This window comes from Rhodococcus sp. ABRD24 (genome assembly GCF_004328705.1).
GTDB lineage: Bacteria > Actinomycetota > Actinomycetes > Mycobacteriales > Mycobacteriaceae > Prescottella.
Window position 1 is genome coordinate 2171910 of the sequence record NZ_CP035319.1, and the last position, 13984, is coordinate 2185893.

General features: G+C 66.6%; 12 protein-coding genes. 6 read left to right on the top strand and 6 right to left on the bottom strand.

What is annotated here, in order from left to right; translation table 11 throughout:
- The 3 genes from arsA to ERC79_RS09590 all read left to right on the top strand — a co-directional run bounded on the left by arsA (nt 1) and on the right by ERC79_RS09590 (nt 3339).
- The gene (gene arsA / locus ERC79_RS09580) at nt 1-1776 is read left to right on the top strand and encodes an arsenical pump-driving ATPase (RefSeq protein ID WP_131577695.1); all 1776 of its coding nucleotides are present in this window, start codon (nt 1-3) and stop codon (nt 1774-1776) included.
- A 217-nt stretch (nt 1777-1993) separates the two neighbouring features.
- Nucleotides 1994-2602 carry a TetR/AcrR family transcriptional regulator gene (locus ERC79_RS09585; RefSeq protein ID WP_131577697.1) on the top strand — a complete coding sequence of 203 codons (609 nt, stop codon included), beginning with the start codon at nt 1994-1996 and terminating at the stop codon, nt 2600-2602.
- Nucleotides 2603-2730: 128 nt separating this feature from the next.
- The gene (locus tag ERC79_RS09590; protein WP_131577699.1) at nt 2731-3339 is read left to right on the top strand and encodes a TetR/AcrR family transcriptional regulator; all 609 of its coding nucleotides are present in this window, start codon (nt 2731-2733) and stop codon (nt 3337-3339) included.
- A gap of 57 nt (nt 3340-3396) precedes the next feature.
- On the opposite strand, the gene ERC79_RS09595 is transcribed toward ERC79_RS09590, so the two are convergent.
- From ERC79_RS09595 to ERC79_RS09620, 6 genes are all read right to left on the bottom strand, one after another.
- Nucleotides 3397-4038 carry a CoA transferase subunit B gene (locus tag ERC79_RS09595; RefSeq protein WP_131577700.1) on the bottom strand — a complete coding sequence of 214 codons (642 nt, stop codon included), beginning with the start codon at nt 4036-4038 and terminating at the stop codon, nt 3397-3399.
- Nucleotides 4035-4781 carry a CoA transferase subunit A gene (locus tag ERC79_RS09600; protein ID WP_131577702.1) on the bottom strand — a complete coding sequence of 249 codons (747 nt, stop codon included), beginning with the start codon at nt 4779-4781 and terminating at the stop codon, nt 4035-4037. The genes ERC79_RS09595 and ERC79_RS09600 overlap by 4 nt, the downstream gene beginning before the upstream one ends.
- Entirely contained in the window at nt 4778-5962 is a 1185-nt protein-coding gene (fahA, locus tag ERC79_RS09605; protein ID WP_131577704.1) for a fumarylacetoacetase, read from the bottom strand. Before fahA ends, ERC79_RS09600 begins: the two co-directional genes overlap by 4 nt.
- Nucleotides 5959-6870, bottom strand: coding sequence for a hypothetical protein (locus ERC79_RS09610; protein WP_131577706.1), 912 nt, complete (start codon nt 6868-6870; stop codon nt 5959-5961). Before ERC79_RS09610 ends, fahA begins: the two co-directional genes overlap by 4 nt.
- Entirely contained in the window at nt 6867-8093 is a 1227-nt protein-coding gene (locus ERC79_RS09615; protein WP_131577708.1) for a homogentisate 1,2-dioxygenase domain-containing protein, read from the bottom strand. Before ERC79_RS09615 ends, ERC79_RS09610 begins: the two co-directional genes overlap by 4 nt.
- Nucleotides 8094-8428: 335 nt before the next feature.
- Nucleotides 8429-9004 (bottom strand): MarR family transcriptional regulator, encoded by a 576-nt coding sequence (locus ERC79_RS09620; protein ID WP_131577709.1) that lies wholly within the window; start codon nt 9002-9004, stop codon nt 8429-8431.
- Nucleotides 9005-9237: 233 nt separating this feature from the next.
- Between ERC79_RS09620 and ERC79_RS09625 the strand changes: the two genes are divergently transcribed.
- The 3 genes from ERC79_RS09625 to ERC79_RS09635 all read left to right on the top strand — a co-directional run bounded on the left by ERC79_RS09625 (nt 9238) and on the right by ERC79_RS09635 (nt 13898).
- Nucleotides 9238-9930, top strand: a complete 693-nt coding sequence (locus ERC79_RS09625; protein WP_131577711.1) for a helix-turn-helix domain-containing protein — start codon at nt 9238-9240, stop codon at nt 9928-9930.
- A 300-nt stretch (nt 9931-10230) separates the two neighbouring features.
- On the top strand, nt 10231-12507 hold the full coding sequence (locus tag ERC79_RS09630) for a cytochrome P450/oxidoreductase (RefSeq protein WP_242676866.1): 2277 nt from the start codon (nt 10231-10233) through the stop codon (nt 12505-12507).
- A 41-nt stretch (nt 12508-12548) separates the two neighbouring features.
- Nucleotides 12549-13898, top strand: a complete 1350-nt coding sequence (locus ERC79_RS09635; protein WP_131577714.1) for an MFS transporter — start codon at nt 12549-12551, stop codon at nt 13896-13898.
- Nucleotides 13899-13984: the final 86 nt, after the last annotated feature.

Below are 13984 nucleotides of genomic sequence, written 5' to 3' on the forward strand. Positions count from 1 at the left end.
ATGAAGTTCCTCGACGGTGCACCCCGATTCCTGTTCTTCACCGGCAAGGGTGGGGTCGGGAAGACCTCGATCGCCTGCGCCTCCGCCGTCGCCCTCACCCGCGAGGGCAAGAAGGTCCTGCTTGTCAGCACCGACCCCGCCTCCAACGTGGGGCAGGTCTTCGGACTGAGCATCGGCAACACCATCACCGACGTTCCTGCCGTCCCGGGGCTTTCGGCGCTCGAGATCGACCCCGAACAGGCCGCCGACGCGTACCGCGAACGCATCATCGGCCCCGTCCGCGGCCTGCTCCCCGAGAAGGAACTCGCGTCGATCACCGAGCAGCTCTCCGGGTCGTGCACCACCGAGATCGCCTCGTTCAACGAGTTCACCGCGCTGCTCACCGACGAGACCACGATCGCCGGGTTCGACCACGTCCTGTTCGACACCGCCCCCACCGGCCACACCATCCGCCTGCTGCAGCTGCCCGGGTCGTGGACCGACTTCCTCGACGACGGCAAGGGCGACGCCTCCTGCCTCGGCCCGCTGTCCGGACTCGAGAAGCAGCGCACCATCTACGCCGGCGCCGTCGCCGCCCTCTCGGACCCGCAGCGCACCCGCCTGGTCCTGGTCGCCCGGCCGCAGCGGTCCCCGCTGGCCGAGATCGCCCGCACTCACACCGAACTCGCCGACATCGGACTGACCGAGCAGCACGTCGTCATCAACGGCGTCCTCCCCGCCCCCGACGGCGACGACGAGTTGGCCGCCGCGATCTACGACCGTGAACAGGCCGCCCTCGCCGCTCTACCGGCCGACTTGCGGAAGCTGCCCATCGATCGGGTTGAGCTCAAGGCCACCAATATGGTCGGCGTCGACGCCCTCGATACCCTGTTCATCGCCGAGTCGAGCACCGCTGCGGCCCAACAGGATTCCGTGTCCGCTGCCACCGTGCCGGATGCGTCGCTGTCCGCGCTCGTCGACGAACTCGCCGCCGACGATCACGGCCTGATCATGTGCATGGGCAAGGGCGGGGTCGGGAAAACCACCATTGCTGCAGCGCTTGCGGTGGCGCTTGCCGAGCGCGGTCACCAGGTCCTCCTGACCACCACCGACCCGTCCGCGCACCTCACCGACACCCTCGGCGGCAGCCTCGAGAATCTGAACGTCTCGCGGATCGATCCGGCCGAGGCCACCGCCGCGTACCGGGACCGGGTGCTGACCAGCAAGGGCGCCGCCCTCGACGAGCAGGGCCGCGCCAACCTCGCCGAGGACCTCAAGTCCCCGTGCACCGAGGAAGTCGCGGTCTTCCAGGCTTTCTCCCGGGTCATCCACGAATCCCGCCGGCACTTCGTCGTCGTCGACACCGCCCCCACCGGCCACACCCTGCTCCTGCTCGACGCCACCGGCTCCTATCACCGCGAGATCGCCCGCCAGATGGGCGAGAACACGAACTTCACCACCCCGCTCATGCGGCTGCAGAACCCCGACGAGACCAAGATCCTCATCGTCACCCTCGCCGAAACGACGCCCCGACTCGAAGCCGAAGGCCTCCACGCCGACCTCGAACGCGCAGGAATTCGCCCCTGGGCCTGGGTGGTCAACAACTCCATCGCCGCCGCCCAGCTCACATCACCATTGCTCCAAGAACGTGCCGCCGCCGAACTCGTTGAGATCGGCGAGATCGCACGGCAGCAAGGGCGGTACGCGATCGTGCCCATGCTGCCAGCTGAACCCGTTGGAGTAGAGGCCCTTTCCTCGCTTGCCCGGAACGGGCCGACAGCGTCTCCACTCAGTTGACCGGGACGCTTCGGCCACGCAGCCGGTCCGGCGCTGTCCTGCCACGAAAGCTCCCTGCCCCCGCTGGTCTATGTTCGGGCAAGGGTTTCGAGGATCCGCTTCCTCGCGGGCTCGCCGAGTACCCGCACGCAGGGCGTCCGTCCTGCCGCCAGATAGGGTCGAAACGCAGTCAGACTTGACGGCGGAGTTACGGAGCACAGCGGAGTCACGGAAGCCGATGAACGAGGACATAACGCTCGGACGCCGCGAGCGCAACAAGCGTGCGACGCACGAACGCCTGCTGACCGCGGCGCGCAGCCTGTTTGCGAACTACGGAGTCACCGGCACCACTGTCGATGACATCGCCAACGAAGCCGACGTGTCCCGCGCGACATTCTTCAACTACTTCCAGAACAAGGATGCACTGCTCGACGCCCTGTACACCAGCCATATGGACCTGGTTTCGCAGGTCATCGACCGCCTTCTCGAGGCGGATCTGACGACCGAGCACCGAATCCACGGACTCTTCGAGGATTTCGTGCAGACGGCCGTCGAGCTACCCGGTTATCTGCGCGCCGTCACCGGCGAACTGGACCGAGATCTCACGACCCCGGAGATCAGCATCGAACGCACCGAGCGGTTCAACGAAGAGATCCTGCGAATCCTCGAATCCGGAATCGCGCGGGGCGAGATTCGAACCGACTACCCGCCGCTGTTCCTCGCCCGGATGGTTGCGGCCATCTACGTATCGACAGTCCGGTACTGGCGGCAGGATCCCGACTACGACCTCGCGGACGGATTCGAGAAGGCGGCGCGCTACGCGGCCGAATCCCTCGCGCCACGCTGACACAGTGCGCTTGCACGGCAGACAACGCCGGATTCGCGAAGAATGTCCGACAGAAGAGTCGACCCGGTAGATTGCTGATGTCGGGAAGACCAACTAATCGGGCTGTCGAGGTGGGGACGCGCAGGCAGATGGACGACCAGGAGATTCTGACACGCCGCGAGGAGAAAAAGCGGCGAACGCGCGAGCGATTGCTGGACGCCGGACGCACACTGTTCGCCGAGCGGGGGTTCGACCGGACCACGATTGATGACATCGTCGTGGCCGCCGACGTCTCCCGCGGCACCTTCTTCAACTACTTCGAGGGTAAGGACGCGGTCCTCTGGACCCTGCACGACACCCACATGCAGAAGCTGCCGGGCATCATCGACGATCTGCTTGCCCAAGACATCACCACCGCCGAACGCATTCAACGCCTGTTTCGCGACGTCGTCGACGCGGCGGGGCACATGGAGCAGTATCTGAAGGCAATCACCCGCGAACTCGACCGCGATCTGGCGACACCCGCTTTCAGCGCCGAACGCACCGAGCGCTTCATCGATGCATTCGTCCGAGTCCTCGAGTTCGGCAGAACCCAGGGCGAGGTGCGGACCGATTACCCAATGCGCTTCCTCGGCCAGATGGTCACCGCCGTGTATGTGACGTCGATCCGCTACTGGCGGCAGGATCCGGAGTACGACCTCGAGCTCGAGTTCGAGCGCGCGGCAAAGTTCGTGAACGAGGCGATCGCGGCGCGCTGAGCTCGGCGATCCGTCCGACCCGGTAGGGAAAGTCCGGGCCGGACGGGCGACTGCGGGCTAGGCCGCCGAGTCGATGACCAGCGGGGCGCCGGTCGATTCCCGAACCTGCTCCACGGTCACGCCGGGCGCGAGCTCGCGTAGGACCAGCGTCCCGTCCTCGACATCGATCACCGCGAGATTGGTGATGATGCGCTGCACCACGGCCCGACCGGTCAACGGCAACGAACACTCGTCGACGATCTTGGCGCCGCCATCGCGGTCGGTGTGTTCCATGACCACGATGACGCGCCGGGCACCGTGCACCAGATCCATGGCCCCGCCCATGCCCTTGACCATCTTGCCCGGCACCATCCAGTTGGCCAGGTCTCCGTTCCGGGAGACCTGCATGCCACCGAGGACCGCGGTGTCGATGTGTCCACCGCGAATCATGCCGAACGACAACGCCGAATCGAAGAACGCCGCACCCGGGTTCACCGTCACCGTCTCCTTGCCCGCGTTGATGAGGTCGGGATCGACCGCATCGTCCGTCGGGTAGGGGCCGGTGCCCAGGATGCCGTTCTCGGAGTGGAGAACCACCTTGACGCCCTCGGGCAGGTAGTTCGGGATCAGGGTCGGCAGCCCGATCCCCAGGTTGACGTACTCGCCGTCGATCATCTCGGCCGCGGCGCGCGCGGCCATCTGCTCACGTGACCAGCTCATGCCGACACCGTCCGCTTCTCGATTCGCTTGTCCTGCAAACCCGTATGCACTACCCGCTGAACGAACACACCCGGCAGATGGACCTGCGCGGGATCGAGCTCGCCCGGGGAGACCAGCTTCTCGACCTGCGCGATCGTGACCCGCCCGGCCATCGCTGCCAACGGATTGAAGTTCATCGCGGTCTTGTTGAACACGAGATTTCCCTCGGTGTCGCCGATCTCGGCGTGCACAAGCGCGAAGTCCGCGACGATCGACTCCTCGAGCACGAACGTCTTGCCGCCGAACTCCCGCGTCTCCTTCGGCGGCGACGCAACCGCCACCGAGCCGTCGGCGTGATAGCGCCACGGCAGCCCACCCTCGGACACCGGGGTACCGACACCGGCCGGAGTGAAGAACGCGGGAATCCCGGCACCACCGGCCCTCAGACGCTCGGCGAGCGTGCCCTGCGGCGTCAACTCCACCTCCAACTCGCCCGACAGATACTGCCGCGCGAACTCCTTGTTCTCACCCACATATGACGCGGTAACCCGTCGGATCTGACCGGCCGACAACAGAATTCCCAGACCGTGGTCGTCGACCCCGCAGTTGTTGGAGAACACTTCGAGCCCGGTGACACCGCGCTCGGCGAGAGCGGCAATCAGCTCGGTCGGGATACCACACAACCCGAAACCACCGACCGCGAGCGAGGACCCGTCCGCGATGTCGGCGACAGCGTCGGCCGCAGTTGCGTAGACCTTGCTCATCGCGCACCACCGGTAGCGGGCAGGATGCGGGCGCGGACCTCACCGAAGCCGATGCGGCCACCGTTCACGCCTGGTGCAGTCGCCGAGATCGAGATCTCGTCGCCGTCCTGGATGAAGGTTCGCTGCTCACCGGCGACCTCGACGGGTTCAGCTCCACCCCAGGTCAATTCAATGAAGGCGCCTCGTTGAGCCTTGTCGGGACCCGAGATGGTGCCGGAACCGAACAGGTCACCCGTGCTCGCCGCCGCACCGTTGACGGTGGTGTGCGCCAGCATCTGTGCGGGCGACCAGTACATCTGGGCGTACGGAGGACGTGAGATGACGTCGCCGTTCCACTCGACCTCGAGATCGATGTCCAGGCCCCACTTCTCGTCACCTTGCAGGTACGGCAGCGGGGTCGGATCCTGCACCGGAGTGTCGATGCGGGCCGCCTCGAGCGCGAGCAGCGGGACGACCCACGGGGAGATGGACGTCGCGAAGCTCTTACCGAGATTCGGGCCCAGCGGGACGTACTCCCACGCCTGGATGTCGCGGGCGGACCAGTCGTTGAGGATCACGGCGCCGAAGCAGTGCTCGGCGAACTGGTCCGGGGTGATCGAGGAGCCCATCGGCGAGCCGACACCGACGATGAAGCCCATCTCGGCCTCGATGTCGAGACGGGTCGACGGACCGAAGGTGGGGGCCGCGTCGGCCGGAGCCTTGCGCTGACCGCACGGACGGACGATGTCGGTGCCCGACACCACGACGGTGCTCGACCGGCCGTGGTAGCCGACCGGCAGATGCTTCCAGTTCGGCATCAGCGCAGCGGAATCCGGTCGGAACAGCTTGCCGAGGTTCGTCGCGTGGTTCTCCGACGCGTAGAAGTCGACGTAGTCCGCGACCGCGATCGGCAGGTGCATCGTGACGTCGTCGGCGGAGAACACCGCGTCGTCGGCGATTTCGCCGGAGACCAGCGCGGTGATCTGCGCGCGGACCTCGACCCAACGGTCGCGGCCCTGGGCCATGAACGCGTTGAGCGTCGGCTGAGCGAAGACGTCATCGCCCAGAGCCTTGGCGAGGTCGACGACGCTGTCGCCGGCGCGCACACCCACCCGCGGGCCCGCGGCGGCGGTCGAGAACACGCCGTAGGGCAGGTTGTCGAGACCGAACAGGGAGTCGGCGGGAATCGAGATGACGGTCATGCGAGGGGTCCTTCGTCAATCGAGGTGGAATCCACCGAGCCCGTAGGCGCGGAGGGCTCGGTGGATGCTTGGGGCACCAGGCCGAGTCCGACCAGTTCGGTCAGCGGGTCGCTGATGCTGCAGGTGCCGAAGGACCGGAAGCGCGCACGGAGCGCGTCCACCGCCTCGGCCGACAGTCCCGCCAGTGCTCCGGCGAGGCTCGTTCCGTCACGGTCGGCGAGCGTCGCGGCGATCTCCCCGACGCTCGCTCCACCGATCGCCCGGTGCGTCGCGAGCATGACATTGAGGAAGCCGTGCTGCTCGAATCCCGTGTCGGGGTCCGTGTTCCGGATCGCGTGGTGCAGACCGGCGGTCGCTTTGAATCGCACGCCCGACGTCGCGACGGCGTGAATTGCAGTAGCGAGTTCGGCCTCGTCCGGGTAAGCGTTCGCGACGATGCCGCCGGTGCGGAACTTCGCAGCGTATGGCGTGCCGACCAGACCGGCGAGGATCGCGGGGCGGCGGTCGTCGCGCGGGACCTCGACGAAGATCTCCACACCCGGCGCGGTGGCGGCGATCTCGTCGAGGGCGGCGAACAGCCCGTCCGGCGCCTGTCCCTCGGAAACACCGATCTCCACCGCTACCAGCTTCACGCCGTCGATGGTGCGCAACTGTTCGAGCGCGGCAGGAACGGCGTCGGTGCCGGCGGGCACGGTGAGGCTCAGCTCGAGCTCGCCGTCCTGCTTCGCAACGATCTCGGGCAGCTCACCGAGGCGCGGCGCCGGGAACACGAACGGCCCCACCAGTGGAGCGTGATCACTGCGCTCGTGCTCGAAGTGCGCGGGCACCGCGGCGTCCATCGGCGCGTTCCCCGGGGGAAACAGCGCCGCGTCGTCGCACAGGCCGGCCAGCAACGGAGAAATGGTCACTTGTTCGGCCCCCGTCCGGACTGCCCCGACGCCGGGCCACGCCCGGACCAGGACCACGCGTAGGCCTCGTCCTCGCACGCGAGGGCGCCCTCGCCGAGTTCGAGCGGACGGAAGGTGTCGACCATGACCGCGAGCTCATCGAAGAACTCGGCGCCGATACTGCGCTCGTACGCGCCCGGCTGCGGGCCGTGGGCGTGCCCACCGGGGTGGATCGAGATCGAGCCCTGGCCGATGCCCGAACCCTTGCGGGCCTCGTAGTCGCCACCGCAGTAGAACATGATCTCGTCGGAGTCCACGTTCGAGTGGTAGTACGGCACCGGAATCGACAGCGGGTGGTAGTCGACCTTGCGCGGCACGAAGTTGCAGATGACGAAGTTGTTGCCCTCGAACGCCTGGTGTGCCGGCGGCGGCTGGTGCACGCGACCCGTGATGGGCTCGTAGTCGGAGATGTTGAATGTGTACGGGTAGAGGCAGCCGTCCCAGCCGACGACGTCGAACGGGTGGTTCGGGTACACCATGCGGGTGCCGACGATCTCGCCACCGGCGCGGTGCTTGACCAGTACCTCGACGTCGGTGCCCTCGGAGATCAGCGGCTCGGACGGGCCGTGCAGGTCGCGCTCGCAGAACGGCGCGTGCTCGAGGAACTGGCCGAACTTCGACAGGTAGCGCTTGGGCGGAACGATGTGGCTGTTCGCCTCGATTGCGTACGCGCGCAACGGCTCCGAGCCCTGCGGCACCCAGCGGTGGGTGGTCGACATCGGGATCAGGACGTAATCACCCTGTCGTGCATGCAGTGCGCCGAACACGGTCTCGACGATCGCCTCACCGGACTCGACGTACACCATCTCGTCGCCGAGCGAGTTGCGGTACAGCGGAGACTCCTTGGCGGAGACCACGTACGACAGGCGCACGTCGGCGTTGCCGAGGATCAGCCGGCGTCCGGTGACCACGTCGGTCTCGGCCCAGATCTCCTCGGGGAAGAGGTCGTGCAGCTTGAGATGCCGCGGCTTGAGCGGGTGGTTCGGGGTGGTGGTCTGGTCGCGCAGTTCCCACACGGTCGCGTCGACGATGGCCGACGGGATGTGACGGTGGTACAGCAGCGACGAATCAGAGGAAAAGCCCTCCTCACCCATCAGCTCCTCGAAGTAGAGTTGACCGTTCTCGTCCCGGTGCTGGGTGTGACGCTTCGGCGGAATGTTGCCGAGCTGTCGGTAGAACGCCATGACCGGCCTCCTGAGTGCTCGCGCCCGAACTCGGGCTGTGTTTGTCACCGTCGGCGAAACAGCAGCGCGGCTGTGGTCGTCACGGCCGCCGGTCCCGCTCCGAGGTTAGTAAATAGATTAACTAGTTTCGGGGCGTGAGCGCAACCACACAAGCGGTCTCCCCCTCCCCGCCCCACCGGAACCCACTCCGGCCCGCCCCCGCCGCCGCGTTTTGCGCACTTATCGCGCATCCACGTCGGGCAAACCCGCGATTTGCGCACTTATCGCGCATCCGCGTCGGGCAAACCCGCGATTTGCGCACTTATCGCGCGAGAGACGCGTGGAGGACGGCTGGGTCAGTTGCGTCCGCGGACGTCGAACTGGCTGCGATTGGTGATCAGCTTGTCGAGCAGCATGACGAGAATGCGCTGCTCGGCCTCGGTGAGGACGCTCGCCCACGCGTACTCGCGCTCGTTGTGCTCGCGGTACGTCGCGGCCATCTCGGCGCGCCCCTTCTCGGTGAGCGACAGTTGGACCGACCGGCCGTCGCGTTCGTCCGGCGACCGATCGAGCAGACCGCTTGCCACCAGGGTTTTCGTCAAATTCGACACGGCGGCGCGGCTCATGCCGGTGAGCTTGGCGGCACTCTTGGGCTCGATCGGGCCGGCCAGCCACGTCACGAACAGCAAGCGGAACGTCGACCACGACAACCCCCGCGGACGGTGCACCGACGATTCGAGGTCATAGGTCACCACGTTCGCGGCCCGGTTGAGGGTGAGCAACACCTGGGTGGCGAGCTGATGAGTTGAGCCGAACTCGGTGCTCAGGCGCCGGTTCGCGAGGTCGATGAAGGACCAGAAGTCGAGATCGCCGGCCTCCGGCGCCGCAGCATCCGCCGCAGCCCGCCCATTTCGCCCGTCGTCCCCGCTCATGCGGTCACCCTATCGCGGCAGACGGTCGCCGCCGTCTGCTGCGACCGTCGCGGAATCGTCACCGAACTAGTATATCTGTTAACTGTTTAATCCGGGCTTTCCCGAGCGAATGCCCGCCCTGCGGATCAGGTCGTCCACGGCCTGCCACCCGACACGTAAAGTCGGCGCACAGACCCCGGACCACGGGGTCGAGCCCGCCCGACGGGCCCCGACGACACCCGGACTGGACGGACATGAGCACGCTGCAGACCCTCGACCGCGGGCTGCGGGCGCTCGATGTCGTCGCCCAGTCGCGAGCCGGGATCTCGGTGGCCGATCTGGCCAAGGAACTCGATGTCCACCGGGCTATCTGCTATCGCATCATCGCGACACTCGAGGCGCACTCACTGGTCACACGCACCGACGACGGACGCATCCGCCTCGGTGTCGGCGCCGCAGTTCTGGCGTCCCGCTTCGAGCCGCAGTTCTCCGGCGACGTGCAACCGCTGCTGTTCTCCCTCGCGAACGAGACCCGGGCCACCGCTTTCGTCTCCGCAGCTCAGGGCCAGAACTGTGTCGTGATCATGGTGGCCGAACCGGAGGGCACGCTGCTGCGTGTCGGGTACCGCGTCGGCAGCAGCCACCCCCTCGACCAGGGCGCCGCAGGTATCGCAATCCTCGCGTTGCGCCCCGAGCAGTCGAACGATCCCGACGCGGTCCGTCAGGCCCGGGCCGACGGCTACAGCCTCACCCGCGGCCAACTCGAACACGGCGCGGTGGGCATCGCGTCGGGCATCGCACTGCCCGCGGGCCTCGGGTCGAGCACCGGCCTCGAACGCAGCGTCGGCGTCGTCGCAATCGACGGCCTCGACACCGACAGCGCCGCCGCCGCGGTGAAGCGCACCGCGCGCCAGATCGAAACCCGCATCAGCGTCCGAAGCGTCTGACGGCCGGGGCCTGCCTCCCGGCTCCCACGCACTCCATACCCGCACGGTCGCGCACCCCGCGACCGGCCACTCCGGGTCGCTCGTTTTACCACAGAACAGACCATCCGCGTCGTTATTCGGGCCCTACTTGACCTCGAATGTGACCGCACTTACTCTGTCTCAAGTTCGCTCACAGATACATGATGTGCGTTATTAGTAACTTCGCAGATGAGCGCAGTTTTCAGACAGACGGAGATTCAACCCATGAGCATGTGCCCGATCGACCACGCAGCACTGCAGAACACCGGCGGCGTCGCCACCATGCCGAACACTGGTTGCCCGGTTTCCGCGAATGCCGCCGCCTTCGACCCGTTCAACGGCCCGTACCAGGTGGATCCGGCAGCGTCACTGCGCTGGTCTCGCGACGAGGAACCGGTGTTCTTCAGCCCGGAACTCGGCTACTGGGTGGTCACCCGGTACGAGGACGTCAAGGCCGTCTTCCGCGACAACATCCTGTTCTCGCCGTCGATCGCGCTCGAGAAGATCACCCCGGTCTCCGACGAGGCGACGGCGACGCTCGCGAAGTACGACTACGCGATGTCGCGCACCATGGTGAACGAGGACGAACCCGCGCACATGCCGCGTCGCCGGGTTCTGATGGATCCGTTCACCCCCAAGGAACTGGTTCACCACGAACCGATGGTCCGTCGCCTCACCCGCGAGTACGTGAACCGGTTCATCGAGACCGGCCGGGCCGACCTCGTCGACGAGATGCTGTGGGAGGTCCCGCTCACCGTCGCGCTGCACTTTCTCGGCGTGCCCGAGGAGGACATGGACGAGCTGCGCAGCTACTCGATCGCACACACGGTCAACACGTGGGGCCGGCCCGCGCCCGAAGAGCAGGTCGCGGTCGCCGAGGCGGTCGGCAAGTTCTGGCAATACGCCGGCCAGGTACTCGAGAAGATGCGCAAGGATCCGTCGGGCCACGGCTGGATGCCGTTCGGCATCCGCGTGCAGAAGGAGCTGCCGGACGTCGTCACCGACTCCTATCTGCACTCGATGATGATGGCGGGAATCGTTGCGGCACACGAGACAACGGCGAATGCTTCGGCCAACGCCTTCCGCCTGCTGCTCGAGAACCGCAGTGTGTGGGAGGAGATCTGCGCCGATCCGAGCCTGATCCCCAACGCCGTCGAAGAGTGCCTGCGCCACTCGGGTTCGGTCGCCGCATGGCGCCGCCTGGTCACCGCCGACACCACGATCGGCGGCATCGACATCCCCGAGGGCTCGAAGCTGCTGATCGTCACGTCGTCCGCGAACCACGACGAGCGCCACTTCGACAATGCTGACGACTTCGACATTCGCCGCGAGAACTCCAGCGACCACCTGACGTTCGGTTACGGCAGCCACCAGTGCATGGGCAAGAACCTCGCCCGCATGGAGATGCAGATCTTTCTCGAGGAGTTCACCAAGCGCCTCCCGCACATGGAACTGGTCCCGGACCAGGAGTTCACCTACCTGCCCAATACCTCCTTCCGCGGACCGGACCACGTTCTGGTGCAGTGGGATCCGGCGAAGAACCCGGAGCGGACGGATCCGTCGATCCTCGACAGCCGCCAGCCGGTCAAGGTCGGCGAGCCGTCCAAGACCAACATCTCCCGGACCGTCACCGTCGACGCGATCACGCCGGTCGCCGACGGCGTCGTGCGCCTGACGTTGTCGGATCCGTCGGGCAAGGCAATGCCGAAGTGGACGCCCGGTTCGCACATCGACATCGACCTGGGTGAATTCTCGCGCCAGTACTCGCTGTGCGGCGACCCGAACGACCTGTCGTCGTACGAGATCGCGGTGCTCGAGGAGCCCGAGAGCCGGGGCGGCTCGCGCTACGTGCACCGCACCCTGCAGGCCGGCGACACCCTGAAGATGCGCGGACCCCGCAACCATTTCAAGCTCGACCCGGATGCCGAGCGCTACATCTTCGTCGCGGGCGGCATCGGCATCACGCCCATCATCGCGATGGCCGACCACGCCAAGGCCGTCGGCAAGGACTACGAGATCCATTACTGCGGGCGCGATCTCACGACGATGGCACTACTCGACCGGCTGATGGCGGATCACGGAGAACGCACCACCGTGCACGCGAGCTCCACCGGCAACCGCCTCGACATCCCGGCCCTGCTCGACGTCCCGGTCGACGGAACCCAGATCTACTCATGCGGTCCGCAGCGGCTGCTCACCGCCCTCGACGAGGCCAGCGCCCACTGGGCCGAGGACTCGCTGCACGTCGAACACTTCACGTCCAACCTGGCCACGCTCGACCCGGCCAACGAGCACGCCTTCGAACTCGAACTGCGCGACTCGGGTCTGACCCTCCAAGTTGCCGCCGACCAGACCGTGCTGGACGCCCTGCGCGCATCGAACATCGACATCCAGAGCGACTGCGAGGAGGGGCTGTGCGGATCCTGCGAAGCCCCCGTCCTCGACGGCGAGGTGGATCACCGCGACATGGTGCTCACCAAAACCGAACGGGCTCAGAACAAGTCGATGATGACCTGCTGCTCCCGCGCATGCGGCAAGAAGATCACCCTCGCGCTCTGACCCACCTCCCCCTCCTCTTTCAGCACCCGAAAGGATCCGTCATGGGATCACCGACTGTCACCGGGCCCGTAGTTCCCACGGGCTCGTCTGCGAGCGACCAGCCACCCAGGTCCAGCTTCAGGCGCGTCCTCACCGGCAGCATGGCCGGCGCCGTGCTCGAGTGGTACGACTTCGCGATCTACGGAATCCTCGCCGCGACCGTCCTCGGCCCGCTGTTCTTCCCGGGCGAAGACGGCGTCACGAAGTTGCTGCTCGCGCTCGCGACCCAGGGCCTAGGTTTCGTCGCCCGCCCGTTGGGCGGCATCGTATTCGGCCATCTCGGCGACAAGTTCGGCCGAAAGCCGATGCTGGTGACCACCTTCATCATGCTCGGCACGGCAACTGCGGCGATCGGCCTGCTGCCGACATACGATCAGATCGGCATCTGGGCCACCGTGATGCTCGTCGTACTCCGAATGATCCAGGGCTTCGCCCTCGGCGGCGAGTTCGGCGCGGCCGTGCTGTTGGTCAGCGAATACGGCGAACCGAAGAGGCGTGGCTTCTGGGCGTCGTGGCCACAAGCAGGCGCCCCGATGGGCACCGTCCTCGCGACGGTCGTCGTGTCGGTGATCGCAGTCTTCCTCTCCGACGACGCTTTCGACCAGTGGGGCTGGCGCGTGGCGTTCCTTTTCGCCATCCCGCTGCTGGCCATCGGCTTCTGGGTCCGTCGCGGCGTCGAGGAGTCGCCGGTCTTCAAGGCTGCCCAGGAGCAGGCCGCCAAGGCACCGCAGGCACAGGAGCGGTCGAGCATCCTCGAGGCGTTGTCCCGTCCCCGCGCCATCCTGACCGGCCTCGGCATGCGGCTGGGCGAGAACATTGCGTTCTACGTCTACACCGTTTTCGTCATCGCTTACGCCACGACGTACTTCGACTTCCACCGCGGCGACGTCATCATGGCCGTCACATTCGCATCGTTGTTCCAGTTCGTCGGTATGATCGGCGGCGGCGCGTGGTCCGACCGGGTCGGCCGCAGGGTAGCCATGCTGGTGCCCGCGATCATCCTCGTGGTGTGGGCGCCCGTGTTCTTCTGGCTGGTACAGCTCGAGAGCCTGCCGATGCTGTGGCTCGGGGTATGCGTCGGCGCGTTCTTCCACGGCATGCTCGCCGGCCCGGAGGCCGCGTGGATCACCGAACTGTTCCCGACCCGCTACCGCTACGCCGGTTCGTCGCTGGTGTTCCAGGGCTCGTCGATCATCGCCGGTGCACCCGCGCCGTTCATCGCGGTCTGGCTCATCGACAACTACGGCGTCGGTATGGTGGTCGGATACCTAGTGATCACGATGGCCATCACGGTCACCTCACTGCTGTTCAGCCGCGAGACCAAGGGCGTGGATCTCGACGAGGTCGCGTAATAGCGTTGATCCCGCCCGGCAAGACCGGCCCCGGCCCGACTTCCCGGCAGGGCGGTCGGGCTCGGGGTCCGGCCCGTTCACCACAC